Raw genomic sequence first — 26,279 nt, 5'->3', positions numbered from 1 at the left:
ATGGATGGCAGATGCAACCGACAGTCCTGAGGGGATCCATGAACCCTCCGTGGCCCGGCATCCTTCGGAATGAGCCGGCCGAAGTACAACATGACCGCAGGCTTCGACGATGCGGCAAGGAAAGCTAAATGAGCAGAAAGATAATCGACCTTGATACCGTTCAGGCGAACGGCAAGCGGGGTGAAACACAGCGCCCGGCGTTCACAAAGATCAATGCGAATTTTGCAGAGGTCTACGACGGGCTGGGCAATGTGGAATCCACGCTCGCGGGGATCGCAGGCAGGCTGACCGGACGCAATGTTCTGATCAATGGTGACTTCCGTTTTTGGCAAAGAGGCGGCAGCAGGACGGTGGTTGCGCCACTCGCAGTCTATGTTCCCGACAGGTATCAGATCGTATGTACCGGGACGGGTCAGGTCAGGGTGGCTCAAAAAGAGTTTGGAACCCCCGCGTTTGGCGTTCCAGGCTATATGAGCTGCGATGTATCCGGGGCGACTGCTGCCACGGAAGCCTTCTGTACGCAGCCGGTCGAAGGCGTGCAGACGCTGTCCGGGTCAAAAGTCACCCTGAGCATGCAGGCATGGGCGGATTCACCCGAAAGAAAAGTCGGCGTGCGCTTCATTCAATCTTTCGGATCGGGTGGATCTCCGGATGTGACCGTTTATGCAGGTGTCCAGGAACTTGGCACTGCATCTTCATTGCGCTACTTCACGGCTGATCTGCCAAGCATCCAGGGAAAAGCGGTCGGGCCGAACAGCAAGCTTCATGTCATTGTGGATTTCTGCACGCCTGCGGCCTATGGCGGTCAGCTCGTCGCCCAATCGGGCTCATTCTCCCTGACGTGCATGCAGCTGGAGCGAGGGGCTACGCCGACAGAGTATGAACTGCGGCCAGACTCGATTGAGCTGATGCTCTGCCAACGCTACTTCGAAAAGAGCTACCCCGCGGCGGTACCCCCGGGAACGGTTACCCGCCAAGGGCGGAGCTGTGTAGCACAGTCTACCGCCGCGAACGCTCTGAACTTCTTCTACCAGCAGTACCGGGTTCCCAAACGCAGCTCGGCGGCGGTCACCCTCTACTCCTCCGAGTCCGGAGCGGCAGGGAAAATCTGCCAGAACAACAACGCCGACATCAATGGCGTGGTCGAGGACGCATCCCAATCGGGGTTCTCACTCTACGGCAACAACAACAGTGGCGCCTGGGGAATGTGGTGGCACTGGACATCGGACGCGGAGATCTGAAATGTATCAACTGACAGGAAATCCAGACATTGTCAGGTGCACGGACTCATCCACCTTCATACCGAGAGGGCACCGCTCATGGGCCCTTTACGAGGAGTGGGTGGCGGCCGGAAATACCACAGTGGCTGCTGAATCTCTGCTCAGCATCACGTCGGAGCGCCGTCATCAGCTGTTGCGCTCCCTGGCATGGGACTGGATGACGCCATATGCGCTTCGCCTCGGCCACGACAGCATCGAGAACTGCTGCAGCTACATCAACAGTACTGTCCCCCGCTATGCACAGAATGCCGCTGCCATGATCGCCTGGCGCGACGCAGTCAGTGTCGCGCTCGAGGAGCTTGCCGAAGATTGGCCTGCAGGCGTTGAGAGCTGGGAGCAGGTTCGTACGGCACTTCCACAGCCCCACATGTTCGATTGGTCGAAACAGGAGAACACCCCATGATCACCGCCGATGCCCAGCAGCTTGAGCCGGGTGGCCGCATCACCGTCTATGAACTCGACGCCAGCAGTTTCGGCGCCGACAAGCTCTTCTTCCACGCGCACCTGCAGAGTGGCCTCATCTGGTGGCAGGGCCAGGAATATGGCCCCTGGCCGATCGAGGCCAGCGGCTTCGAGCGCACCAGCGACCAACCGCCGAACCCGCGCCTGCGCGTGAGCAACATCGATGGCCGCATCACCGCCATGTGCCTGTTGTTCGATGACCTGGTCGGTGCCCGCATCATCCGCCGGCAGACACTGGCCAAGTACCTGGATGCCGCCAACTTCGAGGAAGGCAATCCCAGCGCGGATCCCGGCGAGCACTTCCCTGATGAAGTCTGGTTCATCGAGCGCAAGATCGGTGAGGACAAGCAGATGGTCGAATTCGAGCTGACCACCGCGATCGATCTCAATGGGCAGCAGCTGCCGGGCAGGCAGATCATCGCCGGCATGTGTGGCTGGCTGGTGCGTGGCGGCTATCGCGGCGCGTACTGCGGCTACAACGGTCCAGCGGTGGCCGACAGCGACGACGTCGCCACCGATGATCCGGCGCGTGACCAGTGCGGCGGTCGGGTACGCAGCTGCAAGCTGCGCTTCGGCCAGGACAAGCCGCTGCCCTATGGCGGCTTCCCCGCCGCGGGCCTGTTGCGCTCCTGATCGACTCCCTCCCGATTCCACTTTCCAGGCCCGCCCGCGCGGGCCTTTTTCATGGGTGAAACATGCAACCGACAACCCTGCAGGCCATCCAGGCGCACGCCGTGGCCGAGTACCCGCGCGAATGCTGCGGGCTGATCGTGGCCATTGAAGGCCACGAACGCTATCTTCCCTGCCGCAACGTGGCCGCCACGCCCAGCGAGCATTTCCGCCTGCCCGCTGAGGACTATGCGGTGGCCGAGGACAAGGGCGAGGTGCTGGCCCTGGTGCACAGCCATCCCGATGCCGCCGCAACGCCGTCCGACGCCGATCGGGTCATGTGCGAGCGCAGCGGGCTGACCTGGCACATCGTCAGCGTCGGCCAGGTAACAGGCGAGGCACCGCTGTGCGGTGATCTGCAGACCCTGCATCCCACTGGCTACATGGCACCGTTGGTCGGTCGCCAGTTCGCCCACGGTGTGCTGGACTGCTACAGCCTGGTCCGCGATTTCCACGCACGCGAACTGGGCATCCCGCTGTCCGAGTACGAACGCCAGGACGACTGGTGGAGCCACGGCCAGGACCTGTACAGCCTTGAACGGCTGCACGCCGAGGGCTTCGACCTGATCGAGGGCGAGCCGCAGCGGGGCGACATGATCCTGATGCAGATCCGCTCGCCGGTCACCAACCACGCGGGCATCTACCTCGGCGACGGGCAGATGCTGCATCACCTGCATGGCCGCCTGTCCGAGACCGTACCGTACGGCGGCATGTGGGCCGAGCGCACCCGTTGCATCGTCCGCCATCGCGAGGTGCGCCATGACTGACCGTCTTCGTACGATCCGCCTGTACGGCAAGCTGGGTGCGCGCTTTGGGCGCAGGTTCCGGCTGGCGGTGAACAGCCCGGCCGAGGCGGTGCATGCGCTGTGCACGATGTTGCCGGGATTCCAGCAGTACCTGATGGGCGCAAAGGCCAAGGGCATGGAGTTTGCCGTGTTCAACGGGCGGCAGAACCTGTCGCGGGATCAGCTGCACGACCCGCCGGGACAGGATGACATCCGTATTGCGCCGGTGCTGGTGGGCAGCAAGCGGGGAGGCATTCTGCAGACGATCATGGGCGTTGTTTTGATTGTTGTTGGCGTCTACATGAACATTGCGGCCGGTGGATCCGGTACCGGATTCATCCAGATGGGTGTGGGCATGGTGGTCGGTGGCGTCGCCCAGATGCTCTCCCCCCAGCCAAAAGGGCTGGGTGCCAAAGACACACCCGAAAACGCGCCCAGCTACAGCATGAACGGCACCGTCAACACGCAGGCGCAAGGCAACCCCGTGCCGGTCGCCTATGGCGGCCATGACACCAAGGGCATGTTCATCGGCTCGGCCGTGATCAGCGGCGGCATCCTGGCGGAGGACCAGTTTTGAATCAGACCACTCATCCCACGCCGCGCACGCGTGGCGCAGCCACGCCAGTGCTGGCGGGTGCCAAGAAGGGCGCGAGCAACGCCCGAACCCCGGTCGAAACCGCCGACAGCCTGCACTCGATGGCGGTGGCCCGCATCATCGACCTCGCCAGCGAGGGCGAGATCCGTGGCCTGGTTGCCGGCAAGCAGTCGATCTACCTGGACCAGGTGCCGATCGAGAATCCGGACGGCACGCTGAACTTCTCCGGCGTGGACGTGCAGACGCGTTCCGGCACCCAGGACCAGGAGCACATCAGCGGCTTCCCCTCCATCGAGAACGAAGTCGGGGTCAACGTCGAGCTGCGCAGCGATGCGCCGGTGGTGCGCACCGTATCGGGTGCCGATCTGTCAGCCGTCCGTATCCGCTTTGCGGTGCCGGCGTTGCAGAAGACCAACACCGAGAACGGCGACACTGAAGGCTACCGGATCATGTACGCGGCGGATCTGTCCACCGACGGCGGCCCGTTCAGCACGGTGCTGACCGATGCCTTCAGCGGCAAGACCACCAGCCAGTACGAGCGCAGCCGCCGCATCGATCTGCCTGCCGGCAGCCAGTGGCAGGTGCGCATCCGCCGGCTGACCGCCAACGCCAACAGCAGCACCATCGCCGATACCGTCAACGTGCTGTCGATGACCGAGATCATCGATGCCAAGCTGCGCTATCCGAACTGTGCGCTGGCGGCGGTGCAGGTTGATGCCAGCCAGTTCCAGAACATTCCCACCCGGTCCTACCAGCTGTGGGGCCGCATCGTACGCATCCCCTCCAACTACGATCCGCTCAGCCGTCTCTACAGCGGTGTGTGGGACGGTACCTTCAAGAGTGGCTGGACCAACAATCCGGCCTGGGTGTTCTTCGACATCGTCACCAACGATCGCTTCGGCCTGGGCCATCGTGTTCCGCTGGACTGGGTGGACAAGTGGCGGCTGTACCAGATCGCGCGCTACTGCGATGAACTGGTCAGCGATGGCCAGGGCGGCAAGGAGCCGCGCTTCACCTGCAGCCTGTATCTGCAGACCCGCGCCGAGGCCTACCGCGTGCTGCAGGACATCGCCACCATGTTCCGCGGCATCAGCTTCTATGCGGCGGGGCAAGTGATGGCCTCGGCCGACATGCCCAAGGACCCGGTGCTGACCTACAGCCAGGCCAACGTCATCGAAGGGCGCTTCCACTATGCCGGCAGCAGCCGCACGGCGCGGCACACGGTGGCCCTGGTGTCGTGGATCGATCCGGACGACTTCGGCCGGCAGAAGGTCGAAGTCGTACAGCACCTTCCGGGCGTGGCCCGCTACGGCATCAACCAGACCGAAGTGACGGCGGTGGGCTGCCACTCGCGTTCGCAGGCGCAGCGCGTGGGCAACCACATCCTGCATACCGAGATGCTGGAAACCGAGACGATCAGCTTCTCGGTGGGCCTGGATGCGCTGGGCTGCATGCCCGGTGATGTGATCCAGGTGGCCGACCCGAACCGCGCCGGCCGCCGCAATGCGGGTCGCATCCGCAGTGCAGGTGCGCGCAGCCTGGTGCTGGACCGCATGCCGGAACAGATCGCGGCCGGTGACACCCTGCGTGCCACCCTGCCCAGCGGGCAGACCGAAGCACGCACGGTGCAGTCGGTGGACGGCGAGACGGTGACCGTCAGCGCGCCCTGGTCGGCGGTGCCGGTGGCGCAGTCGGTCTGGGCATTGGAATCGCCGGAGCTGGCCCTGCAGCACTATCGCGTGCTGTCGATCAGCGAAGGCGAGGACCTGACCTATCAGATCACCGCGCTCAAGCACGTGCCGGGCAAGTACGCCGCCATCGACGACGGCACGCGCCTGGAGCAGCCGCCGATCAGCATCATCCCGCCCAGCGTGCAGCCGGCACCGGCCAACGTGCGGATGGCCTCGCATGTGGTGGTCGACCAGGGCATCGCTACCTCCGTGCTCACGATCGAGTGGGATGCTGCGGACAAGGCGATCGGTTATGACGTGGAATGGCGCCGTGGCGATCTCAACTGGGTCCGCGCTGGTCGCGTCGGGACGCAAAGCCTGGAAGTGCGGGGCGTCTACGCAGGCGAGTATCTGGCCCGCGTACGCGCGGTCAATGCGCTGGGCGCGGTGTCGCAGCCGACGCTCAGCGCGCTCACCACCATTGAAGGCAAGACGACGCCGCCACCGGCATTGACCTCGCTGACCGCGCGCAGCAGGGTGTTCGGCATCGAGCTGGGCTGGCAATTCCCGGCAGGCGCCACGGATACCGAACGCACGGAGCTCTGGTACAGCACCAGCCCGGATCGCGCAGCGGCCATCAAGCTTGGCGACTTCGCCTATCCACAGTCGCGGCACCAGATGAACGGTCTCGCGGCGGGCGCACGCTTCTGGTTCTGGGGGCGCCTGGTCGATCGCAGCGGCAACGTGGGTCCGTGGCATCCGGTGGAGATGGGTGTTCTGGGCGAGTCCAGCAGCAACCCTTCGGACTACGATGCCTACTTCGCCGGCCGCATCAACGAAAGCGCGCTGGGCCAACAGCTGAAGGGCAAGATCGAGCGCGTCACCGAAGTGCTGCCGCTGGTCTGGGATGCCGAGGCAACCTACAGCCCAGGGCAGACCGTCATCCACGACGGCAGGATCTGGAGCTGGCAGGGCGCCGCTGCAGGCAACGAGACGCCGCCGGGCAGCCACTGGAAGAACATCGGCGACGCGATCGCCGAGGCGGGCGCAATCGTCGGCCGTGTCGACCAGCTGGAAATGGACGTGACCGACGTCGATGGCAAGGTGGCTGCGCAGGGGCAGAAGGTCGATGGCCTGTTCGCGCAGGTCAGCGACCACACTGCCGGCGAGGAGGACTATAACGTCGGCGAGAACGATGTCAGCGCCGGTGCCATCACCGTCTACAGCGTAATGGCCGAGAAGGACGCGGCACTGGCCAAGCGCGTGGACACGGTCGAAGCGTCCATCGAAGGTGTTCCAGGCAAGATCGAGGGTGTCAGCGCTGCGGTCCAGCAGGTCTCGCAGGCCGTGGTGAACCTGGATGGCAAGGTCAGCGCGACCTATACGGTCAAGGCGCAGATCACCAGCGCCGGGCAGATCTACATGGCCGGCATGGGTCTGGGCGTGGAGCAGCAGCCAGATGGCAGCTACCAGAGCCAGATCCTGATGCAGGCTGATCGCTTCGCGCTGTTCAACACCAACAGCGGGCAGGTCAGTGCGCCCTTCGTGGTGCAGGGCGGGCAGACCTTCATCAGCCAGGCACTGATCGGCAACGGCTGGATCCAGAACGCCATGATCGGCGACGTGATCCAGTCCAATGCGGTTGGTGCCGGCGGGCAACCGCGATGGAGGCTAGACAAGAACGGCACGTTGACGATGAACGGCCCCGAGAACGGCGGCCGCCTGACCATCAATGACAGTGTCATCCACGTTTACGACAGCAACGGCCGCGTCCGCGTCCGCATGGGGATCTGGTAATGGCAACAGGTATGCAGATATTCGGCCCGGATGGGCAGATGTGGTTCGACACCAATGATCGTGCCGGCAAGGTAATGGGTGAGATGCACGTCAGCACCAGAGACAGCATCTATGTGGGCATGGGGGGCATGGGGCAGCCATTCGCGATTCTGCCGAGCACCTTCTGGGACAGCTGGCAGGACATGAATGGAAACCAGTTCTCCGCGCCGAACATGGCATCCATGTCCTTCAGCAAACCAGGCGCCGCCGAGGGCGACTACCTCACACTCAACTTCACGTTCATGACGACCACCAATCCCAATGCCTATGTCTTCTACGGGAGTTTCTGATGACCGTCGGCCTTGAAGTCACCAACGACAGCGGCGTCCCCGTTCTGGTCAACGCACGCGCCCTTGCCTTCTTCGCGGCAGGCAAGGGGGTGGAGTCCATCGGTAGCAACACGTCGCCGTTGGGCCAGCGTGGATCGGTCAGTTTGCCCGCGCAGAGCGTGCCCTACCTGGTGTTCATCCGCTGCAATGGCGGCTCCACGCGGATCTCCACCGGCACTGCAGGTTTCAGCTGGAACATGGCCCAGGGCACCACCAGTTTTGAATGGTGGGCATGGGGACATGCGGTTCCCAGCAACAATACTGGCATGCAGGTCTACAACGCCGACGGTTCGCTGCAGTGGGACATGAGCAGCCGCCCGCTGCGCATGGCGGGCCTGGTCAATACGACTGGCGCCCGACCGCCGCTCCCCAGCGAGATGTCCAACGAGAACATTCTCACCGGTGACCTGATCAACGGCCCGGGCGACAATCTTGCCTACCTGCTGTCAGACATCGGCCTTTGTCACGATGTCTATGCGATGCCCAGCGGTAATCCCACCATCCGTACCAACATGCGCTATGCGGCGGCCATCAGCACGCCGAATGCATCGCAGATGCGCGTCAACTTCACCCGGCAAGCTGCCAATCGCCAGCGTTCCCTCAGTGGAGCGTCCTATCAGACGTTCGCCTCGCGTCTGCCAAGCTTCGTCCTTGCGGCTTACACCTACTGAGCGGGGATTGCCGGCCCGGGCGGCCATTTGAGCCGCCTGGGCCCTTCCCATAGACTGCGCCCCTCCTACGCTCGTCGACGGCGCACTGCAGTGATCACGCCACCCTGACCCTTGCCGCACATCGGCAGCCGGCCCGCCCGGCTCAGGAACCCGTGTCTTTCCACTGCAGCGCCATGTGGCCACGCCCGCGTGCGCTCGGAGTTTTCCCACGCAAGCGTCCGACTCCCTTGCACCAGCAATGGCTCGGCAAGATTCGTGATGGTCTGCTGTCCGGCAAGGTCGTCGCCCTGGCCCTGATTCCCGAGGCCATCGCCTTCTCGCTCATCCCCGGCGTCGACTCCGAAGCTCGCCAAGCATGGGGCGGAGGTGACGGTGGTGGGCTTGAATGCGGCCAGCCAGACGTTGATCGAACAGGTGGGCGGGCGCGCGGGTGGGCATTGAGGTTTACGCGTCCTGCATCTGCGACGACGTGCACGCATTCTGAATCCAGTCAGGCATCTGAAATCCACGCTGGCGTAGCATGCAATTCCCGATGGGGCCGATGGACGGCCCCGCGTTGACGGGCCACGTGCCTGGATGCCAAGGAGATGCAAGCAATGCAGGGAACAAACCACCTTCCAGCGGCCCCCCGCGAAACGTTCGGCAGGGCCGGGGCCATCGCGCTTGCGCTGGCCCTGGGCCTCAGCCTGGCAGCATGCCAGGCCAAGAGCCCGGAGGCGGATACGGCAGTTGCCCCCGCGGCCGCCGCGCCCGCCACCGCATCGCCGCCCGCCACTGCAGAGCCTGCACGCGCCGCACCTGCCACGACAGCGGCCGATGCCGATGATCAGGACATGCCGCCGCAGCGCCCGGATGATTCCTACAACAAAGCCACGCTGCGGCCGCAGTACGCCACGTGCGTGAACTCCAGCGGCGGCGAGACCCCCGCACTGCAGGCGTGTGGCGATGAGGAGCTTGCCTGGCAGGAGCAGCGACTCGAGCAGGCCTTCATGAAGATCGTCGACGGTCCCGATGGCAAGGACAAGGATAGGCTGATGGACGAGCAGGCCGCCTACATGTCCGATACCAATCGCTACTGCAGCTGGAACCCTGCCGAAGACGGGCAGGGGCAGATGCTGGACGCGCAGTCCTGCCGGATCAATCGCACCGCCAACCGTGCCGACGTGCTGCAGGCACTGACCTCGAAGTAATTCCCCCGCAAAGGAGTGCAGGAAAATGGATGTTGTGACCCAGGCAAAGCAGGCAATGGACAACTGGCATCGCGGCCAGACGTCGGCGCATTTCGAAACCGGAGGTCGCGGCCCCGGCCACGTTTCCACCGGCAGGGGCGACCATGGCGGCGTGTCGTATGGCAGTTACCAGTACGCCACCAACGTTGGCGGCGTGGATGAGTACGTCGCCGCCTCGCGCTATGGCAACCGCTTCAACGGCCTGCAGGCAGGAACCCCGGCCTTCACCGAACGCTGGAAGGAAGTGGCGGCCGCCGATCCGGCAGGGTTTGCCAGGGACCAGCACGACTTCATCCAGCACAAGTACTACGACGTGCAGATGGGCCGCCTGAAGGATGTGGGCATCGATCTCTCCGGCCGTGGTGCGGCCGTGCAGGATGCGCTGTGGAGCACCTCGGTGCAGTACCGCGGCATGACCCGGTCGGTGTTCCAGAAGGGCCTGCAGCAGGCCTATGGCGAAGACTTCAAGCTGACTGAGCTGAGTGACGAGCAGATCGTCCGCGCGGTGCAGGACTACAAGCACGCCAATGTGCAGGTGCACTTCCAGAGCTCGCCCACCCTGTGGGATTCGCTGCGTGATCGTGCGCTCACCGAGAAGACCGCACTGGTCGGGCTGGCGCGCTACGACCAGGTCAACCACAACCCCGAGGCTTACCGGGGCAAGGATTACCAGCAGGTGTTCGGTGAACCTGAGCCCGGCCAGCGCGGCCAGCGTGCGGCGGCATCGGCGATGGCCGACGGCGTGCTGGCACCCGGCGAGCGTGGTACCGAGGTCCAGGCCCTGCAGGCCAAGCTGATCCAGGCCGGCCATAGCGGTCGCAACGGGCAACCGCTGACAGCCGATAGCCACTACGGTGCCAATACCGAGCATGCAGTGCGCGAGTTCCAGCAGGCGCATGGGCTGACCGTCGATGGCAAGGCCGGCCGGCAGACCCTGCAGGCCCTGGATACGGCGGTACGCGAGCACACGCCGGCGCAGCCTGTGGCACCGGCCACGCCTGCACCGGTCACTCCTGCTGCGGCACCCGCACCCGCGACTGCGCGGGAAGCCGATGCCGCCGCCGCGCCCGGTGGCCAGCGCATCGTCGTGGTCGAACCCTTTGGCAACGGCAGCAGCAACCGCACACTGCGCCATGGCACCAGTGGCGAGGATGCCTATCGCGAACTGAAGATCCATCACCCCAACACCAATGCCGAGGCCGTGCGCACCGGCAATGCCGCCAAGGCTGACCGCCCGTCGGCCATGGTCGAGGGCGAACTGGAAACGGTACGGACCCGCGGTGATCGCAACGGCATCCCGCTGGTGCACAAGGATCTGATCCTGAGCAATGCGCGCGGCGGTCGGGAGGTGATGATTCCCAATCCGGTCGCCGGGTATGTCCAGGTCAACAATGACAAGTGGAATTCGATCAGCATCTGGAGCCATCCGGCCGGGCATCCGCAGCGCGAACTGGTCGGGCAGGTGCTGCACGGTGCGCGTGGAACCACCCCTTACAAGACCGGTGATTTCGTCGAGTACGGTGCGCCGTTGATCCGCCAGTCCGATGCCGGTACCCCGGGTGCCGTGCACGCTCATATCGAGCTCGAGCCCGATCAGTACCGCAGGTTCCTGGGTGACATGCTCAACGACCGCATCACCCTGGGCGGCAAGGTCCACGCGCAGGGCCCCGAGGCCGCGCAGGCCGCACGCAGTGCACAGCAGGCGCCGATGGCCGATGGCGTGCTGAAGCAGGGCGAGCGCGGCGATGAGGTCAAGGCCCTGCAGGGCAAGCTGGCGGCGCTGGGCTACGCCGGGGCCGACGGCAAGCCGCTGCACGCCGATGGCGTGTATGGCAAGGACACCTTTGCAGCGGTCAAGCAGTTCCAGGCCAACAATGGCCTGGACGACGATGGCAAGGCCGGCCGCAGGACCCTGGCGCAGGTCGATGCCCCCAACGCGGTGAAGGCCGGTATCGCGCCGGCGGCACCGGCCCAGGCCGAACCTGCAGCGCCGGCCAGCATGCGCGACGCCGGGCATGCCGACAACGCGCGCTTCGGCCAGGCTTTGGAGAAGCTGCAGGCGCTCGAACAGCAGCGCGCCCAGGCCGGCCTGAAGCCGCTGTTCGCCAACCCGCAGGAAGCCGAACGAGCGGCTGGCCAGCTGGCCTACGAAAGCAAGGTGTCCGGCATGCGCCAGATCGACCATGTCGTGGCCCGCCCGGACGGCACCGGCCTGTTCGCGGTGCAGGGCGAGCTGGGTGACCCGGCAGCGCAGCGGACCTTTGTCGACCGCCAGCAGGCGGTGTCGCACTCGGTCGAGGCCAGCAGCCGGCAGAGCGAAGCGCTGGACAGTCAGTTCAACCAGCGTGCGCAGGAACAGCAGCAGGAACAGGTTCGCAACCGCGGGTTGTAAGCCACGCGGTGTCCCCGGGGCCGGTCGAGCGGCCAGCCCCGGAGCCACCCGCCGCCATTCAGCCGTCCGGTGTAAACTATTGATCTCACTGGCAATGCCAGTCTCCACGATCAACACCCCGATGACGTCCGCCACCGCCCGTTACGCCGATTCCCTGCGCCTGTCCGTGGCCCCCATGATGGACTGGACCGATCGCCATTGCCGCGTGTTCCATCGCGTGCTGGCACCGGGTGTGCGCCTGTACACGGAAATGGTGCACGCCAACGCGGTCATCCACGGCGATCGCGCGCGCCTGCTCGGCTTCGACCGCAGCGAACAGCCGCTGGCGCTGCAGCTGGGGGGCAGCGATCCCGCGCTGCTGGCGCAGGCTGCGCGCATCGCTGCCGACTGGGGCTACGACGAGGTCAACCTCAACTGCGGCTGCCCGTCCGACCGCGTGCAGGCCGGGCGCTTCGGCGCCTGCCTGATGCGCGAGCCGATGCTCGTGGCCGAGTGCGTGGCGGCGATGGTCGATGCCGTCGAGATCCCGGTGACGGTGAAGTGCCGCCTGGGCGTGGACGAGGACAACGACTACGACGTGTTCGCCGCCTTCGTCGACCGCCAGGTCGCCGCAGGTGCCGCGATGGTGGTGGTGCACGCGCGCAACGCGTGGCTGAAGGGCCTGTCGCCGAAGGAGAACCGCGAGGTTCCGCCGCTGAAGTACGACTGGGCCTACCGCCTGAAGCAGGAGCGCCCGGCGCTGCCGGTGGTACTCAACGGCGGCCTGGCCAGCGTCGAGGCGGTGCAGGCGCAGGCCGCGCACGTCGATGGCGTGATGCTGGGCCGCGCGGCCTACCACGATCCCTACCTGCTGCATCAGCTGGAGGCGCTGCAGACCGGCGCCCCGCTGCAGGCCCGCGGCGACCTGCTGCGCGCGCTGCGCCCCTACGTGGAAGCGCGCTTGGGCGAAGGCCTGGCGCTGAAGCACATCACCCGCCACCTGCTCGGCCTGTTCCATGGCCAGCCCGGTGGCCGCGCATTCCGCCAGGTGCTGAGCGAGGGCGCACACCGCCCGGGCGCCGATTGGAGCCTGGTCGAGCAGGCGCTTGCCGCGACCGAACGCGACGCTGATCGCGCCGCAGCGTGACCGCTGTCACATTCCTGACTTGACAAGGCGCGGCGATTCGTTCCGAATGTTCACCTAGCTGAACATCGTGGGGTCGCGGCCGGAAAAGTTCAGACCGGATTCACTGCCCCAAACCAAGAATTTGCAAAGGATTTGTAAAGCGCCGGGCCCCGAACCCGGCATCCGGATTTACGACTTTTGAACGAATCGCCGTGCTCGGCTAGGATCGCATTGATGTCTTCCGCTCCCCTCCATCGCCGCATTGCCCTGGCCACCTGCGTGGTCCTGTCGGCCGTGCCGCTGTCGTCGGCGCTGGCACAGCAGCCGCCGCGGGGTGAGCAGGGGCGTGCGGAGATGATGGAGCGGGGCGAGCGCGGCAACCGTGGCGACGAGCGTTCGCTGTCCGATGCCGTGCGCCGCGTGCAGCGCACCACGGGTGGTCACATCCTCGGTGCCGAGCGCGTGCCGTTCGATGGTCGTGATATCAACCGGGTGAAGTACATGGACGACCGGGGCCGGGTCCGCTACATGGACGACCCCGCCCCGTCGCGTTCACAGCCGCGCACGCCGCGGTCGGATATGTCATCACTACGCGGCGATAACCCCTGAACAGGGATAGTTGTCGCTATCAACCCGTACCCCACAGGCCTCCGGGCCACACCCAGGACACTAGGGAGAGTTCATGCGTATCCTTCTGGTCGAAGACGAAGCCCCGCTGCGTGAGACCCTGGCAGCCCGGCTCAAGCGCGAAGGCTTTGCCGTCGATGCTGCGCAGGACGGCGAGGAAGGCCTCTACATGGGGCGCGAAGTTCCGTTCGATGTCGGCATCATCGACCTCGGCCTGCCCAAGATGTCGGGCATGGAGCTGATCAAGGCCCTGCGTGATGAAGGCAAGAAGTTCCCGGTGCTGATCCTGACCGCGCGTTCGAGCTGGCAGGACAAGGTCGAGGGCCTGAAGCAGGGTGCCGACGATTACCTGGTCAAGCCGTTCCACGTCGAAGAGCTGCTGGCCCGCGTCAACGCGTTGCTGCGCCGCGCCGCCGGCTGGAGCAAGCCGACCCTGGAATGCGGCCCGGTCGCATTGGACCTCGCCGCCCAGACCGTCAGCGTGGCCGGCAGCAATGTCGACCTGACCAGCTACGAGTACAAGGTGCTGGAGTACCTGATGATGCATGCCGGTGAACTGGTCTCCAAGGCCGACCTCACCGAGCACATCTACCAGCAGGACTTCGACCGCGACTCGAACGTGCTGGAAGTGTTCATCGGCCGCCTGCGCAAGAAGCTGGACCCGGATGGCGAACTGAAGCCGATCGAGACCGTGCGCGGTCGCGGCTACCGTTTCGCGATCCCGCGCAACGAGGGCTGAGCCGGCTCACCCTGGCGATAACACGATGTCCGGCCGTCTGTGGTTCTTCCGACGCTGGCGGCCGCGCTCACTGCAGGCGCGCCAGATGCTCGCCGCGTCCGTGGGCCTGGTGGCGTTCCTGGCCCTGGCCGGTTACGCGCTCGACGCTGCCTTCGCCGACACGGCGAAGGCGAACCTGCGTGAGCGCCTGAAGAACTACGCCACCTCCTACGCGGCCGGCATCGACTTCACCCGCGACCGCTCGCTGTACATCCGCGAGCAGCCGCCGGATTCCCGCTTCGACGTGCCCGGCAGTGGCCTGTACCTGCAGGTGGTGATGCCGCACGGCAAGGGCAATTCGATGTCCGCTGAAGGCCCGATGCTGCCCACCGTCGGCGGCGGCCTGCTGGCACCGCGCCAGGAGGTGTTCGAAGGCCCGCTGCCGATGATCCAGATCGATGGCAGCCAAGGCTCGGTGTACCGCTACGGCCTCGGCCTGGTCTGGGGCGCCGACGCCGATCCTGCCACCGAATTCCCGTACACCATCTATGTGATGGAAGACTCGCGCGCGCTGGGTGCCCAGCTGCGCGTGTTCCGTGGCCGCGTCTGGTTCTACCTGGGCGGCATCGGCCTGATCCTGCTGCTGCTGCAGACCGTCATCCTGCAGTGGAGCCTGCGCCCGTTGCGCCGGGTGATCACCGAGCTGACCAAGGTGCAGCGCGGCGAGACCGAGCGCATGAGCGAGCGCCACCCGCGCGAGCTGGAACCGCTGACCGACAGCATCAACGCCTTCATCGAAAGCGAGCGCGAGAACCTCGAGCGCCAGCGCAACACCCTGGCCGACCTGGCGCACAGCCTGAAAACGCCGATTGCCGTGTTGCGCACGCAGATGGACAGCGGTGCCGGCGACGGCGCGCTGCGCGAGGAACTGGACGTGCAGCTGCAGCGCATGAACAACCTGGTTTCGTACCAGCTGGCACGCGCGGCCTCGTCGGGCCACAAGCTGTTCTCCGCGCCGCTGCCGATCGAGTCCAATGCCGAGGAAATCGTGCGTGGGCTGGAAAAGGTCTACGCTTCCAAGGGCGTGCTGTGCGAATTCGATATCGATCCGGCCGCACGCTTCCACGGCGAACCGGGCGACCTGCAGGAACTGCTCGGCAACCTGCTGGAGAACGCCTTCAAGTGGGCCAACCGCCGCGTGCTGCTGACCGCGCAGCCGCTGCCGGCCCCGAACGCGCGCCGCGCCGGCCTGCTGCTGGCGGTGGATGACGACGGCCCGGGCATTGCCCCGGACGACATCGGCAAGGTGCTGCAGCGTGGCGTGCGTGGCGACGAGCGCGTGCAGGGCCACGGCATCGGCCTGTCGATCGTGCAGGACCTGATCAAGGATTACCGCGGCGAACTGACCGTGGGCCGTTCGGCCGAACTGGGCGGCGCCCGCTTCGAAGTGCGCCTGCCGCCAGGGCCGTAAGCCTCGTTGATCGGTAGTGCTGGCCGCTGGCCGGCAACCAAGCAATGCCATCGAAGATCATGAGGTTGCCGGCCAGCGGCCGGCACTACCGCATTGCGATCCTGGGCGGCTCGCCGTAGAACCGTCGCAGCTGCGCCGCCACCTCCGGCAACGCCTGCTGCAGCAGATCCGGTGCCGAGAAGTGGTACTCGCTGGCCACCGCGAAGAACTCTTCCGGCGCCTCGGCCGCATACGGATCGATCAGCGTCTCTTCGCCTGCGTCCACCTGCGCACAGAACGCGTCGTAGGCGCGCTGGAACGTGCCCGCCCACTCGCGCTGCCATTCGCGCGGCAGCGGCGGCGTACCGTCCATCGCACCATCGAGCGCATCCAGCTTGTGCACCATCTCGTGCACCGCCACGCAGTAGCCCTCGTGCGGCGCCGCCAGGTCGGCCTGCACATCGGCCCAGGACAGGATCAACGGACCGCTGTCCCACGACTCGCCGATCAGCTCGTCATCCCACTCGTGCAGCACGCCAGCCGCATCCATGTGGCTGCGGTGCACGCGGAAGGCATCGGGGTAGACGATCAGCTGCGACCAGCCCTCCAGCCCCACCTCACCGAACGCCAGCAGCGGCAGGCAGCACAGCGCGGCCAGCAGCACGCCGTCACCGGCCTGCAGCTGCAGCTCACCGATCGGGGTGATGGTCTTCTCGTGCAGGAAGCGCGTGGCCAGTACGCGCAGGCGCGCGCGGCGTTCGTCGTCCAGTCCGTCCAGCCAGGCCGCGCGGCGGCAGGCGTGTTCCCACAGTGCATCGTTGATCGGCCGCGGCGTAGGCCGCAGCCACTGCAGCAACGACTTGATCAGCGGAACATTCCCGGCAGGTAGCTGTGCCACTTCGGCGCACGGATGCGCTGCAGCACGTCATCGTCGCTGCCGCCGCCCCCGGTGCTGGTGGCACTGCTGGCCGCAGGGCGTACCGGTGTCGGCTTGGTGGTCGCAGCCGAGGCAGTCGCGGTCGGCGCGCGCTGCGAGGCGGCATCACCGTTGGAGGACACGCAGGCGCCGCGGCTGTCGTCCAGCGCTGCCGTCGCAGACGCCGCGAAGGGCATCATCAGCAGGATCAGGCAATGGGCATAACGGCGCATTGACGACATCCACGTTAAGGGAGGGTGAGTTCCCGATTCTAGCCCGAACCCGGCGCCCCGTTGGAAGCCCCCGCGGAACCCAGCGTGGCGGGCGTCGCTGGCGGCTTTCCCGCATAATTCCTGCCTGACTTTGTGGAAGCTGCCGTGGACGATCGCCAATTGCTGGCCAAACTCGCTGCCGGTCGCCTGTCCGGCGACGCCCTGGCCCGTGAGCTGGGCCAGACCCGTGCGGCTATTTGGAAGCGTATTCAAGGGCTTAGGGCCGCCGGTGTGGATGTCGAGGGCCGTGCCGGCGAGGGCTATGGCCTGACCCGCCCGGTTGACCTGCTGGACCCGGCGGCGATCCGTGGTGGCCTGCCGGCCGGGGTCCTGCCGCTGCTGCACGACCTGCAGGTGGCCTGGACGGTGGACTCCACCAACGCTGAATTGCTGCGGTGCAGCGCGCCCCAGCGCGGGGTCAGCGTGCTGCTGGCCGAACGCCAGACCGGTGGCCGTGGCCGTCGTGGCCGCACCTGGGCCTCGCCGCTGGCCGCGCATATCTACCTGTCGGTGCTGCGCCTGTACTCCGGTGGCCTCGGCCGCCTGGCCGGGCTGAGCCTGGTGGCCGGCATCGCCGTGGCTGAAGCGCTGCACGACCTGGGCTATGCCCAGGCACAGCTGAAGTGGCCGAACGACCTGATCGTCGATGGCAAGCGCAAGCTGGTCGGCCTGCTCGCAGAGGGCGGTGGCGAATACGCCGGCCCGGCGCGCGCGGTGATCGGCATCGGCATCAACACGCACATGCCGCCGTCGTTCGCCGAGCAGATCAGCCAGCCGTGGGTGGACCTGGACACCCTGGCCGGGAAGCCGGTGGACCGCAACGTGGTCGTTGCCGCCGTGCTGGCCCGTCTGCTGCCGGCGCTGGAGGAATTCGATCGCGAAGGCCTCGCTCCGTTCCTGCCGCGCTACGCCGCCTTCGACATGCTGGCCGGCCGCGAAGTACGCGTGGAACTGGACGGGCAGTGGCAGCACGGTACCGCGCTTGGCCTGGCCGATGACGGCGCATTGCGCGTGCGCATCGATGGCCAGGAGCGCCTGCTGCACGCCGGCGAAGTCAGCGTGAGGGCAGCATGAGCGATTGGTTGTTCGACCTCGGCAACTCGCGCTTCAAGTTCGCGCCGTTGCAGGGTGACCGTGCCGGTGACGTGCAGGCCTGGGCGCATGGCGCCGAAGGCATGGCCGGGCAGCCGCCGCACAGCCTGCCCAGCGGTACCACCGCGTTCGTGGCCAGCGTGGCCGCACCCTCGCTGACCAGCGCCATGCTTGACCAGCTGCAACGCCGCTTTGAAAACGTGCACGTGGTGCGCACCAGCGCCGAATGCGCCGGTGTGCGCATTGCCTACGCCAAGCCGGAAAAGTTCGGCGTCGACCGCTTCCTGGCCCTGCTGGCTGCCGCAAAGGCACAGCGCCCGGTGCTGGTGGTCGGCGTGGGCACCGCGCTGACGCTTGACCTGCTCGACGCCGACGGCCAGCACCATGGTGGCCGCATTTCCGCGTCGCCCACGACCATGCGCGAAGCGCTGCACGCCCGCGCCGTGCAGCTGCCGGCTACCGGCGGCGACTACAGCGAGTTCGCCAACGACACCGCCGATGCGCTGGCCTCCGGTTGTGATGGCGCTGCGGTGGCGCTGATTGAACGCAGTGCGCAGCAGGCGCACGCGCTGCTGGGCGTAGCGCCCTCGCTGCTGGTGCACGGTGGCGGCGCACCGGCACTGATGCCGTTGCTGCCGGGTGCCGACTACCACCCCTCGCTGGTGCTGGATGGTCTCGCCCGCTGGGCGGTGCACCAGCCCGCAGGCTAGTATCCGCGCATGCTGACCCGTGCCCTGATCGTCGTACTGGCCGTTCTCAATCTTGGCGTCGCCTGCTGGTGGCTGCTGCGCGATGCACCGCAGCCGCCTGCGCCTGCACCGCAACCGGCTGGCGTCGCCGAGCTGCGCTGGGTGCCCGGTGGCGCGGATGCCAATGCCGCAGCCGAGGCCACCGCCGCCGCCCCGACCGCACCGCTGATGGAGCGCGAACCGGCCGCGAAGACCGCAGTGGCTGCGACGCCCGCACCCGCGCCGGCCGTGCTGGCCAAGCCGGAAATTCCCAAGCCGCAGACGGCTGACGCTACGCCGGTTGCTGCCGCCGCCAAGCCGGCAACACCGCCTGCACCCGTTCCGGCACTGGAAAAGCCCGTAACCCCGCCCGCGGCCGCCGAGCCGCCGCGCTGCGTCGCGCTGGGCCCGTTCGCCGACCGCGCTGCCGCGACCGGTGCGCAAGGCAAGGCCGGCACGCTGCTCAGCCAGGTGCGCCTGCGCGAACAGCCCGCTGCCAGCGGCAGCGCCCGTTACCGGGTGATGCTGCCGGCCGCCGCCAATCGTGATGAAGCGCAGGCCACCGTGAAACGCATCGTCGCCGCCGGCCTGAGCGACTACTACATCATCAGCCAGGGCGAGGAGGCCAACGCCGTGGCGCTGGGCCAGTACCGCAACCGCGAAGGCGCCGAGCGTCGCATGGCAGCGGTGCAGGCCGCCGGCTTCCAGCCGCGCCTGGTGGCCAGCGGCGACGCCGGCCAATGGTGGCTGGAAGGGCAGCTGGCGGCGGGCACGCAGCCGGCCCAGGCCCAGCAGCGCAGCGGGGCGGCACAGAGCCGGTCGCTGGAATGCACGCGGTTGCGCTAGAATCCCCGGACCGCAGCGCTGCCGCCGGTGAACCACCCATGCCGCTTTAGCTCAGTTGGTAGAGCAACTGTCTTGTAAACAGTAGGTCATCCGTTCGATTCGGATAAGCGGCACCACTCGGGAAGCGCCGAAACGCCTTGAAACTAGGGGTTTCAACGAAAAAGGCCAGCGCGGTGCGCTGGCCTTTTAGCATCCACCGGTAAAATTGCCGGTAAAATTAGCCCCTCTTTTCTGGTTTTACGGCCGCTTTCACCACCGGTACGGAATGGTCATACAGCTGACGCATGGCCTCGGTCACGTGGCCGCCAGCGCTCTTATCCTCGCTGTCGGTAATTCCCCGATGTTTCAAGCCATGGAGCGCGAACTGCTGGTCCTTATCGATCACGTCCTCCGCAACCGCGGGGCGGATCAGGCGTTGCCAGGTGCTGTCGAGGGCTGATTTCGTGAGAGGGGTGCCGGACTCTGAAACCAGAAGGCGTCGTTGCTCAGGTTTGATCGGTACCGGCCGCCCATGGGCCTGCATTCGTTCGTCTCGGTAGCTCTGTAGACACTTCACGGCCCGCGCGCAGATCCTTGGTCCACGGATCTGCAAGGGCTGTCGCGCACCACGCGCTCCAACCCGTATCTGCACAGCGGCCTGACATTCAAACGCAACATGCTGGTGCGCACGTTCCGACCGCACCGGCTGCTGAGCCGCGAGGCGTTCTCGCAGCTGGCGCTGGACTACACCACCTTCGGCATGGGGTATGTCGAGCGTCGCCGCGCCATGTCAGGAGCCGCGCACAGTCTGGTGTTCGCTATCACGTGTTATGTGAGCTGCCTAAGTTAATTGCTGGCGAGGAGATGGAGTTCTGGAACACCATCGTCAATTAAAAAGTTAAGCGGATGTTCCTGCGAAAGCTCTACCGGATCATCGTCACGACTGCGCGCTGCGTACCGGGGTTCAGTGTTCCAGCGAGAGAGCCTTAGACGCAGTCCCGGCAGTTCGGCGACGCTGGCCCGCTCAAGCATTTGGTCTCTGGCCGGAGACCCCACTGCTTTGGGCAGAGTTGCTCAGTTGACCCTTGCCTAGGTTGTCAGAAAAATCCCACCCGCCTGCGTGAGGTCGCTGGTGGAGGTTTCTGCGCGGGCGCGGCATGATAAGGAGAGGGGGCGATCTGGTCTAATTTTGTCGAGATCGTCACTGCCTCACACCTTTCAGACTCCAGGGGATATTGATGACTTACACCGCTGAGATTAGTAGGACCAGCCCAACGGCTTTCCTTTTCCTTGTCGACCAGTCCGGTTCCATGCAGGACAACATGGAGAACGGCAAATCCAAGGCACAATTCGTTGCGGACGTGCTCAATCGCACGCTCGCTACGTTGATCACTCGATGCACTAAGTCCGAAGGCACCCGGGACTACTTCGAGGTCGGTGTCCTGGGCTATTCAGGATCCTCTGCCAGCAATGGCCTGAGCGGTGGGCTCGCGTCGACAGTTCTCCATCCCATTTCCGAGATTGAAGCCAATCCGCTCCGTGTGGAGAACCGAACCAAGCGCATTGACGACGGTGCTGGCGGACTCGTCGATCAGTCGATCAAGTTCCCGGTCTGGTTTGAGGCCAGTGCCTCCGGCGGCACTCCGATGTGCACCGCAATCACCGCCGCGGCTGGTGAGCTGGCTGCTTGGTGTGATGCGCACCCAGACAGCTACCCTCCGACGGTACTTCACGTTACTGATGGTGAGTCGACAGATGGCGATCCCGAGTCGCTTGCGCATCAATTGCAGCAGATCAGCACTAACGATGGAAGCGTGCTGCTGTTCAATCTGCATGTGAGCACGAGCGGTGGAGATCCGGTCAAGTTCCCAAGTTCCGACGCTGGCTTGAGTGACTCTTACGCGAAGTTGCTGTACCGGATGTCCAGTGCTCTGCCTCCGCATCTCCAAAAGGTTGCCGAGGAAAAGGGTATCAAGGCAACTATGGAATCGAAGGGCTTCGTGTTCAATGGTGAAATCGCAGAGATCGTCGACTTCTTCGACATCGGTACGAGGGCCGCGCAGCTGCGCTGATCATGGCCCTGTCGGTTCTGTTTGAGGGGACGGTGGCTAAGCACGAAGAGTCACCGAGCGACAATGAGGATGCCTACCGCCTAGTCCCCGACGTGGGTAGGATCGTTCTGGCCGATGGGGCGTCAGAGTCTTTTGACGCCCGCAATTGGGCGCAGCTCCTTGTTGACCGCATGGCTGATGAAGATCTATCGGTGGCTGCGGTCGGGGCCTGTGCGCAGGCCTACGAGGCTATGCATGACCCGGAGCAGCTCACCTGGTCAAAGGCAGCCGCATACCAGCGGGGAAGCTTTGCCACGCTGCTAGTCGTTCAGGACCTCCCTGAATCAAACTTGGTTAGGATCTCCGCCGTCGGAGATAGCCTTGCCGTATGGCTCGATGGGGACAAGATGCTGGCATCAGTCCCATATGGCAGCTCGGAGCAGTTTCTGGACAGGCCGACGTTGCTGTCTACAAGGATCGATCTGAACGAGCCGGACGGTCTGCACTGTTCTGTGCACGAATGGGAGTATGAGGAGCAAGAGCACAGGTTCCTCCTGTGCATGACCGATGCGCTTGGTGCCTGGCTTCTGTCCCATCAAGAGAGAGGAGATGCGTCAGCACTGGAATCCTTGTGCAGTATCCGAGAATCGCATGAGCTTGTTGAGCTCGTAGAGAAGGAGCGTGCCGCGGGCCGAATGCGTCGCGATGACTCAACACTGATCATCGCTTCGGTTACCAGGTCATGAGGAGGATCTGACCATGGCCTACCCGTCCTTAGAGCAGTACAACGAGGCACTGCAGTCCCCTCAGCTGGTGCTACTGGATCCTGAGCTCAAGCGCGGTGCGCTGAGAACCACTGGTCTCGGTCTGCCCTTGGCGCTGTGCGGCGGGTTCGCGCTGACGTACGAGGTGACGGTAGGCTCCAAAAAATATGCTTTGCGTTGTTTCCACAAAGAATCTCGTGAGCTGGAGCATCGCTATCAGGCGATCTCGTCAAGACTGAAGCAGCTTAATAGTCCGTACTTCCTAAATTTTGAGTTCAATCCTGCGGGCATCCGGATTCAGGGGGGCACCTACCCTACCGTCAAGATGGCGTGGGCCAGCGGGAGCACGTTGGCTGAGTTTCTTGAGGCGAAGCACGCTGACAAGGCGGCGCTGACTAGGCTGCGGGCTGCTTTGATGTCATTGGCTGCTTACCTAGAGCAGAATAATGTTGCTCATGGAGACATCCAGCCAGAGAACCTGATGGTCAGTGCTGATGGCGGCACTGTTCAGCTGATTGACTACGACGGCCTGTATGTGGAATCACTTACGGGAGCAAAGGCGACCGAGCTGGGCCAGCTCAACTTCCAGCACCCGCAGCGTTCGGCGAACGATTTCGGTCCCACGTTGGATCGTTTCTCCTTCTTGACGCTGGATGTGGCGCTGCAGGTTCTAATTGCGGCTCCGACGATGTGGGCGTCTACTAAATCTGAGCCAAGCGCTGTCGTATTCCGCCGCAACGATTTTCTGGACCCGACCCAATCCACGTCCTTCCAGAGTGCTGTGGCCATTCCTGGCGCTCGCGTTCATGTGGAAAACTTAGCCAAAGTTGCTGCAGCTCCCTTTTCGAATGTTCCTTCGCTAGCCGAGTTCCTTAAGGGGAATGGTATACCGGCGGGGCCGATTTCGATCAGCGCGGCGCCCAGAGTACTAACCTATCAGGGCCCCTATGTGGTCGCTGACGCCGCCAACTACGGACAGGTACTGCTGCAGGTCGGCAATCGAGTGGAGCTCGTCGGGCGCGTCCAGGAGGTAAGGCGTGGCCGTGCCAGGAACGGCAAGCCATACATCTTCGTGAACTTCGCTGACTGGCGAGGGCTGGCGGTGAAGCTGTCGATCTGGTCCGACGGGATAGACGCCATCAAGACCGGCATGCCCGATGCATCCTGGGTTGGGCGCTGGGTTTCGGTAATGGGCCTAGTTGATCCGCCTTACAGCAACAGTGTTCGCGTCAAGAACAGTTCTCGGTCGATTAGCTATACCCACCTGTCGATTACGATTACTTCTCCTGGTCAGATACAGACACTTGTCGAGAAGGATGCAAGGTTCCGGCTTCTGGTAGCAGGCAAGCCTGTTAGAGCTGCCTTGGGGGGTGTCACGACGCAAGCAAACAGCCCAAATGCCAACATCATCAAGGGGATGGGCGGAGCGGTGCCAAGCCCTGGACCGCTCCCTCAGCCAAGCCCGAATCCGTCGCCATCTCAGAGTCGGAATCAAGCGATCGTAGGAGGAATGCAGCGCCAGTCAACGACTCCCCCCCCGAGGCCACCACATCGACCACCCGTCCCCGGGGGCGCTCCTCCCAGGCCTGTCTCATCCAACGCCGGGTGCTGGCCAGTCGTAATAGCCGGCGCATTGTTCGCAGTGGTGCTGAAGATGTGTGCAGGGTAGAGGATGGCTACGGTACAGGAGGCTTTCAGCCTTTTTTTGCATGTGCTGGTTTGATCGTAGACGTGGCTGCTAGCAAACGAGCCCACTAGACAAATTTTGGGAGATGTATGTCCAGTTTGGTGCAGGAAATCCAGCGCGACGCGCTAGACCCTAAGACCGGCGTCAGTGACCTGCTTCGAAAGGCGTTGGTGGTGTCAACCAAGCTCAAGATCAGTGAGGACACCGCTTGGATCAAGGCCGAGCTTTCAGGCTACACCGATGATGCTGAGCTGCCTGCCTATAGAGATCTGCGTGGGCTCCCTCAGGTACACAATCACTATCATGGCTACTTGCCTTTTAACATGCCAGCGGAGATGGAGCAGAAGTTCTGTAGGCTACCCATGGGATTCAGCGTGGCAGAGGTGGAGGCGCTTCTCAGAGGAGCGGAGGACGAGCTTCGCTTCAGCTTTCCACCAAAGGTCACGGCTTACTTCCTGAAGCATATGGAAGTGAAAATGCAGCCTTCGCTCTTTATCTCTAAAAGTGTTTTCCACGGTGTCTTGGACACCGTCCGAAACCGCGTTCTCCAGTGGGCGCTCGATCTTGAGTCCGCAGGAGTAGTTGGTGACGGTATGAGCTTCAGCCCTACCGATGTAAGGGCTGCCCAGCATGTTACAAACATCACCAACAACATTGGCGCGATGCACAACTCCCAGCTTCAGCAGCTGTCTGCAGGGCAGCAGTCGTACCAGATGATGGAGAGGCGCGACGAGCTTGTATCCCTCTTGGAGCAGATCAAAGATCACGCCACATTCGAGGGTGTCCCGGCTCAAGTAGCCGTGGACATTGACACGCTTCTGATTCAACTCCAGTCCGAGTCTCCCAAGCGGGGAGTCGTGGAGGAGTCTCTGAAATCGCTACGAGCGGTTCTGGAGGGAGCAGCTGGTGGCGTGCTTTCTAGCTATGTTCCCCAGCTTGTCGGCCTAATGGGAGCAATTGGAATCCGGTGAGGCCTATGGGCTGGGGGAACGCTGGGAGCTCCATCTCGCGCGATCGGCCTGGCTGAGCCGATCGCACCCTACTGAATGGAGCTTAGCAAGGCTCTACGGTCGGTCCTATGTCTCGACTGAGGCCGGGGCGGCACTTGACGAAGCATCTTTCTTCGCCTGGGCCTTGGCGTTCTTAGACGCCGCTCGTCGAATTCGCTGTTGGGCGTCCTTAACCTTCTCTCCATCCAGCACTTCACGCTTCAGGATTTCATTGTTGAGAAGTTCAACAATCGCCTCCGATTCAATCTTAAGTTCTGGGAAAAGGCGACGAAGCTCCCGGCGAATGACGGAGACAACGGGCTCGCCGAGCACAACTTGGGCGACGGTGAATTTGTTGAGCACAGAGATGTGCTGATGGTACAAGCCCATTGCATCTGATGTGATGCCTTCTCTGCAAAGAAGGAAGAGTCGGCGTTGGTCTTCTTCGTTCTTTAGGTTTACGTCGGCAATGCACAGAGATGAAACCAGCTCGTAGTCAATGGGCTGGCCAAATTTGATCCTGTAGAGTCGCCACTCAAGTGCATTGGTGAGCACAATCCACTCGATGCCCTCATGGGCGCCGTAATTTACTGCTTGGCGTAGATGAGTCTCGTTTAGAGCGATCGCCGCAGCTTTCACCTCGATCAGCACGCGGATCTTGCCGTCGATCTTTACGGCAAGATCGCAGAACGTACCCCTTATCTGTTGCTCTCCAGTCAGCTCGTTGTATTTGTCATAGCCGAAGATCTCGGCGAGCATGTCCTTGACTAGAGTTACCGTGTCAGCTTCGGAAACATCTCTCGTCTTGTGGGATACCGCTACTGTTACCAGAGACTTCACCGCCGCAGGCCACCTTTCCATTACCTTCTTGGGGATCTTCAGCACGTCCTCAGCTCCTTGCTCGGATGACTTCTGCATATTGGCTTCTTGCCCGGATCCTTGCAATGCAAGCAGATTGGGCAGGCTCGCCTCGGCCGCCGAACCGGTCCGATATTTGCTGGTCCGGTCTCCGGCCCTGGCGATGGAATAGCCCTTTTGTGACCTGATGCGAGAGCTCATCCGATAGCTGGGAGAGTCTGCTCTTGGCCGGAAGCGGACATTGAGACCGGCTTGTGGCATGCCAAGTGGTGATTGCAC

The 26,279-nt window shown here is 64.1% G+C and carries 25 protein-coding genes, 1 tRNA gene and 1 pseudogene; 23 read left to right on the top strand and 4 right to left on the bottom strand.

Annotation, left to right across the window (positions count from 1 at the left end; translation table 11 throughout):
- Positions 1–128: 128 nt before the first annotated feature.
- The 14 genes from AC5P6H_RS15325 to AC5P6H_RS15260 all read left to right on the top strand — a co-directional run bounded on the left by AC5P6H_RS15325 (position 129) and on the right by AC5P6H_RS15260 (position 15,839).
- On the top strand, positions 129–1,241 hold the full coding sequence (locus AC5P6H_RS15325) for a hypothetical protein (protein ID WP_495202842.1): 1,113 nt from the start codon (positions 129–131) through the stop codon (positions 1,239–1,241).
- A 121-nt stretch (positions 1,242–1,362) separates the two neighbouring features.
- Positions 1,363–1,683 carry a hypothetical protein gene (locus AC5P6H_RS15320; protein WP_495202841.1) on the top strand — a complete coding sequence of 107 codons (321 nt, stop codon included), beginning with the start codon at positions 1,363–1,365 and terminating at the stop codon, positions 1,681–1,683.
- Positions 1,680–2,375, top strand: a complete 696-nt coding sequence (locus tag AC5P6H_RS15315) for a phage minor tail protein L (RefSeq protein ID WP_014645608.1) — start codon at positions 1,680–1,682, stop codon at positions 2,373–2,375. The genes AC5P6H_RS15320 and AC5P6H_RS15315 overlap by 4 nt, the downstream gene beginning before the upstream one ends.
- A gap of 62 nt (positions 2,376–2,437) precedes the next feature.
- A complete protein-coding gene (locus AC5P6H_RS15310; RefSeq protein ID WP_014645609.1) occupies positions 2,438–3,178 on the top strand; it encodes a C40 family peptidase in 741 nt (246 codons plus the stop codon).
- On the top strand, positions 3,171–3,773 hold the full coding sequence (locus tag AC5P6H_RS15305; protein ID WP_049441827.1) for a tail assembly protein: 603 nt from the start codon (positions 3,171–3,173) through the stop codon (positions 3,771–3,773). The genes AC5P6H_RS15310 and AC5P6H_RS15305 overlap by 8 nt, the downstream gene beginning before the upstream one ends.
- Positions 3,770–7,258 carry a TipJ family phage tail tip protein gene (locus AC5P6H_RS15300; protein ID WP_495202840.1) on the top strand — a complete coding sequence of 1,163 codons (3,489 nt, stop codon included), beginning with the start codon at positions 3,770–3,772 and terminating at the stop codon, positions 7,256–7,258. Before AC5P6H_RS15305 ends, AC5P6H_RS15300 begins: the two co-directional genes overlap by 4 nt.
- On the top strand, positions 7,258–7,587 hold the full coding sequence (locus tag AC5P6H_RS15295; protein ID WP_495202839.1) for a hypothetical protein: 330 nt from the start codon (positions 7,258–7,260) through the stop codon (positions 7,585–7,587). The genes AC5P6H_RS15300 and AC5P6H_RS15295 overlap by 1 nt, the downstream gene beginning before the upstream one ends.
- Positions 7,587–8,297: a hypothetical protein gene (locus AC5P6H_RS15290; protein WP_495202838.1), complete on the top strand. Its 711-nt coding sequence runs from the start codon at positions 7,587–7,589 to the stop codon at positions 8,295–8,297. The genes AC5P6H_RS15295 and AC5P6H_RS15290 overlap by 1 nt, the downstream gene beginning before the upstream one ends.
- Positions 8,298–8,884: 587 nt before the next feature.
- The gene (locus AC5P6H_RS15285) at positions 8,885–9,487 is read left to right on the top strand and encodes a lysozyme inhibitor LprI family protein (RefSeq protein WP_478406221.1); all 603 of its coding nucleotides are present in this window, start codon (positions 8,885–8,887) and stop codon (positions 9,485–9,487) included.
- A 25-nt stretch (positions 9,488–9,512) separates the two neighbouring features.
- The gene (locus AC5P6H_RS15280; protein ID WP_495202837.1) at positions 9,513–11,918 is read left to right on the top strand and encodes a VgrG-related protein; all 2,406 of its coding nucleotides are present in this window, start codon (positions 9,513–9,515) and stop codon (positions 11,916–11,918) included.
- A gap of 94 nt (positions 11,919–12,012) precedes the next feature.
- Positions 12,013–13,044, top strand: coding sequence for a tRNA dihydrouridine(20/20a) synthase DusA (gene dusA, locus AC5P6H_RS15275; protein ID WP_049441831.1), 1,032 nt, complete (start codon positions 12,013–12,015; stop codon positions 13,042–13,044).
- A 213-nt stretch (positions 13,045–13,257) separates the two neighbouring features.
- Positions 13,258–13,632, top strand: coding sequence for a hypothetical protein (locus tag AC5P6H_RS15270; RefSeq protein ID WP_495202836.1), 375 nt, complete (start codon positions 13,258–13,260; stop codon positions 13,630–13,632).
- Positions 13,633–13,705: 73 nt separating this feature from the next.
- Positions 13,706–14,389 carry a response regulator transcription factor gene (locus AC5P6H_RS15265; protein WP_004136763.1) on the top strand — a complete coding sequence of 228 codons (684 nt, stop codon included), beginning with the start codon at positions 13,706–13,708 and terminating at the stop codon, positions 14,387–14,389.
- 25 nt (positions 14,390–14,414) lie between these two features.
- On the top strand, positions 14,415–15,839 hold the full coding sequence (locus tag AC5P6H_RS15260; protein ID WP_014645620.1) for an ATP-binding protein: 1,425 nt from the start codon (positions 14,415–14,417) through the stop codon (positions 15,837–15,839).
- Between the two features lie 85 nt (positions 15,840–15,924).
- On the opposite strand, the gene AC5P6H_RS15255 is transcribed toward AC5P6H_RS15260, so the two are convergent.
- Both AC5P6H_RS15255 and AC5P6H_RS15250 read right to left on the bottom strand, forming a co-directional pair.
- Positions 15,925–16,716, bottom strand: coding sequence for a M90 family metallopeptidase (locus tag AC5P6H_RS15255; RefSeq protein WP_168708235.1), 792 nt, complete (start codon positions 16,714–16,716; stop codon positions 15,925–15,927).
- Entirely contained in the window at positions 16,683–16,967 is a 285-nt protein-coding gene (locus AC5P6H_RS15250) for a hypothetical protein (protein WP_046428091.1), read from the bottom strand. The genes AC5P6H_RS15255 and AC5P6H_RS15250 overlap by 34 nt, the downstream gene beginning before the upstream one ends.
- Positions 16,968–17,111: 144 nt before the next feature.
- Here AC5P6H_RS15250 and birA point away from each other — a divergent pair, with 144 nt between their 5' ends.
- The 4 genes from birA to AC5P6H_RS15230 all read left to right on the top strand — a co-directional run bounded on the left by birA (position 17,112) and on the right by AC5P6H_RS15230 (position 19,788).
- A complete protein-coding gene (gene birA, locus AC5P6H_RS15245) occupies positions 17,112–18,080 on the top strand; it encodes a bifunctional biotin--[acetyl-CoA-carboxylase] ligase/biotin operon repressor BirA (RefSeq protein ID WP_046428093.1) in 969 nt (322 codons plus the stop codon).
- Entirely contained in the window at positions 18,077–18,808 is a 732-nt protein-coding gene (locus tag AC5P6H_RS15240) for a type III pantothenate kinase (RefSeq protein WP_049441835.1), read from the top strand. Before birA ends, AC5P6H_RS15240 begins: the two co-directional genes overlap by 4 nt.
- A gap of 9 nt (positions 18,809–18,817) precedes the next feature.
- Positions 18,818–19,672 carry an SPOR domain-containing protein gene (locus AC5P6H_RS15235; protein WP_495202835.1) on the top strand — a complete coding sequence of 285 codons (855 nt, stop codon included), beginning with the start codon at positions 18,818–18,820 and terminating at the stop codon, positions 19,670–19,672.
- A 40-nt stretch (positions 19,673–19,712) separates the two neighbouring features.
- Positions 19,713–19,788: transfer RNA gene (locus AC5P6H_RS15230), tRNA-Thr, on the top strand.
- Between the two features lie 101 nt (positions 19,789–19,889).
- On the opposite strand, the gene AC5P6H_RS15225 is transcribed toward AC5P6H_RS15230, so the two are convergent.
- The gene (locus AC5P6H_RS15225; RefSeq protein WP_495202834.1) at positions 19,890–20,195 is read right to left on the bottom strand and encodes a site-specific integrase; all 306 of its coding nucleotides are present in this window, start codon (positions 20,193–20,195) and stop codon (positions 19,890–19,892) included.
- Positions 20,196–20,258: 63 nt separating this feature from the next.
- On the opposite strand from AC5P6H_RS15225, the pseudogene AC5P6H_RS15220 reads away from it, so the two are divergent.
- The 5 genes and pseudogenes from AC5P6H_RS15220 to AC5P6H_RS15200 form a co-directional block, all read left to right on the top strand.
- A pseudogene (locus AC5P6H_RS15220) lies at positions 20,259–20,486 on the top strand (phage portal protein); the annotation flags it as partial.
- 403 nt (positions 20,487–20,889) lie between these two features.
- A complete protein-coding gene (locus AC5P6H_RS15215) occupies positions 20,890–21,723 on the top strand; it encodes a vWA domain-containing protein (RefSeq protein WP_111206503.1) in 834 nt (277 codons plus the stop codon).
- Between the two features lie 2 nt (positions 21,724–21,725).
- Positions 21,726–22,448, top strand: coding sequence for a hypothetical protein (locus AC5P6H_RS15210; RefSeq protein ID WP_495202833.1), 723 nt, complete (start codon positions 21,726–21,728; stop codon positions 22,446–22,448).
- A gap of 13 nt (positions 22,449–22,461) precedes the next feature.
- Positions 22,462–24,135, top strand: coding sequence for a protein kinase family protein (locus tag AC5P6H_RS15205; protein ID WP_111206499.1), 1,674 nt, complete (start codon positions 22,462–22,464; stop codon positions 24,133–24,135).
- A gap of 107 nt (positions 24,136–24,242) precedes the next feature.
- Entirely contained in the window at positions 24,243–25,124 is an 882-nt protein-coding gene (locus AC5P6H_RS15200) for an AbiTii domain-containing protein (protein WP_495202832.1), read from the top strand.
- Positions 25,125–25,229: 105 nt separating this feature from the next.
- Here the strand turns inward: AC5P6H_RS15200 and AC5P6H_RS15195 are convergent, their stop codons facing one another.
- A complete protein-coding gene (locus tag AC5P6H_RS15195) occupies positions 25,230–26,201 on the bottom strand; it encodes a type I restriction enzyme HsdR N-terminal domain-containing protein (protein WP_168708237.1) in 972 nt (323 codons plus the stop codon).
- Positions 26,202–26,279 lie beyond the last annotated feature (78 nt).

It is taken from the genome of Stenotrophomonas sp. YJH_SMC_110 (assembly GCF_059369255.1).
This window is presented reverse-complemented; position numbering and strand designations above follow the sequence as displayed.

Coding starts and splice junctions, on each gene's coding strand:
- AC5P6H_RS15235 (WP_495202835.1), top strand. CDS start 18,818: ATGCTGACCCGTGCCCTGATCGTCGTACTGGCCGTTCTCAATCTTGGC.
- AC5P6H_RS15285 (WP_478406221.1), top strand. CDS start 8,885: ATGCAAGCAATGCAGGGAACAAACCACCTTCCAGCGGCCCCCCGCGAA.
- AC5P6H_RS15265 (WP_004136763.1), top strand. CDS start 13,706: ATGCGTATCCTTCTGGTCGAAGACGAAGCCCCGCTGCGTGAGACCCTG.
- AC5P6H_RS15325 (WP_495202842.1), top strand. CDS start 129: ATGAGCAGAAAGATAATCGACCTTGATACCGTTCAGGCGAACGGCAAG.
- AC5P6H_RS15305 (WP_049441827.1), top strand. CDS start 3,171: ATGACTGACCGTCTTCGTACGATCCGCCTGTACGGCAAGCTGGGTGCG.
- AC5P6H_RS15260 (WP_014645620.1), top strand. CDS start 14,415: ATGTCCGGCCGTCTGTGGTTCTTCCGACGCTGGCGGCCGCGCTCACTG.
- AC5P6H_RS15225 (WP_495202834.1), bottom strand. CDS start 20,195: ATGCAGGCCCATGGGCGGCCGGTACCGATCAAACCTGAGCAACGACGC.
- AC5P6H_RS15310 (WP_014645609.1), top strand. CDS start 2,438: ATGCAACCGACAACCCTGCAGGCCATCCAGGCGCACGCCGTGGCCGAG.
- AC5P6H_RS15200 (WP_495202832.1), top strand. CDS start 24,243: ATGTCCAGTTTGGTGCAGGAAATCCAGCGCGACGCGCTAGACCCTAAG.
- AC5P6H_RS15295 (WP_495202839.1), top strand. CDS start 7,258: ATGGCAACAGGTATGCAGATATTCGGCCCGGATGGGCAGATGTGGTTC.
- AC5P6H_RS15240 (WP_049441835.1), top strand. CDS start 18,077: ATGAGCGATTGGTTGTTCGACCTCGGCAACTCGCGCTTCAAGTTCGCG.
- AC5P6H_RS15205 (WP_111206499.1), top strand. CDS start 22,462: ATGGCCTACCCGTCCTTAGAGCAGTACAACGAGGCACTGCAGTCCCCT.
- AC5P6H_RS15290 (WP_495202838.1), top strand. CDS start 7,587: ATGACCGTCGGCCTTGAAGTCACCAACGACAGCGGCGTCCCCGTTCTG.
- dusA (WP_049441831.1), top strand. CDS start 12,013: ATGCCAGTCTCCACGATCAACACCCCGATGACGTCCGCCACCGCCCGT.
- AC5P6H_RS15250 (WP_046428091.1), bottom strand. CDS start 16,967: ATGCGCCGTTATGCCCATTGCCTGATCCTGCTGATGATGCCCTTCGCG.
- AC5P6H_RS15280 (WP_495202837.1), top strand. CDS start 9,513: ATGGATGTTGTGACCCAGGCAAAGCAGGCAATGGACAACTGGCATCGC.
- AC5P6H_RS15315 (WP_014645608.1), top strand. CDS start 1,680: ATGATCACCGCCGATGCCCAGCAGCTTGAGCCGGGTGGCCGCATCACC.
- AC5P6H_RS15215 (WP_111206503.1), top strand. CDS start 20,890: ATGACTTACACCGCTGAGATTAGTAGGACCAGCCCAACGGCTTTCCTT.
- AC5P6H_RS15195 (WP_168708237.1), bottom strand. CDS start 26,201: ATGAGCTCTCGCATCAGGTCACAAAAGGGCTATTCCATCGCCAGGGCC.
- AC5P6H_RS15270 (WP_495202836.1), top strand. CDS start 13,258: ATGTCTTCCGCTCCCCTCCATCGCCGCATTGCCCTGGCCACCTGCGTG.
- AC5P6H_RS15210 (WP_495202833.1), top strand. CDS start 21,726: ATGGCCCTGTCGGTTCTGTTTGAGGGGACGGTGGCTAAGCACGAAGAG.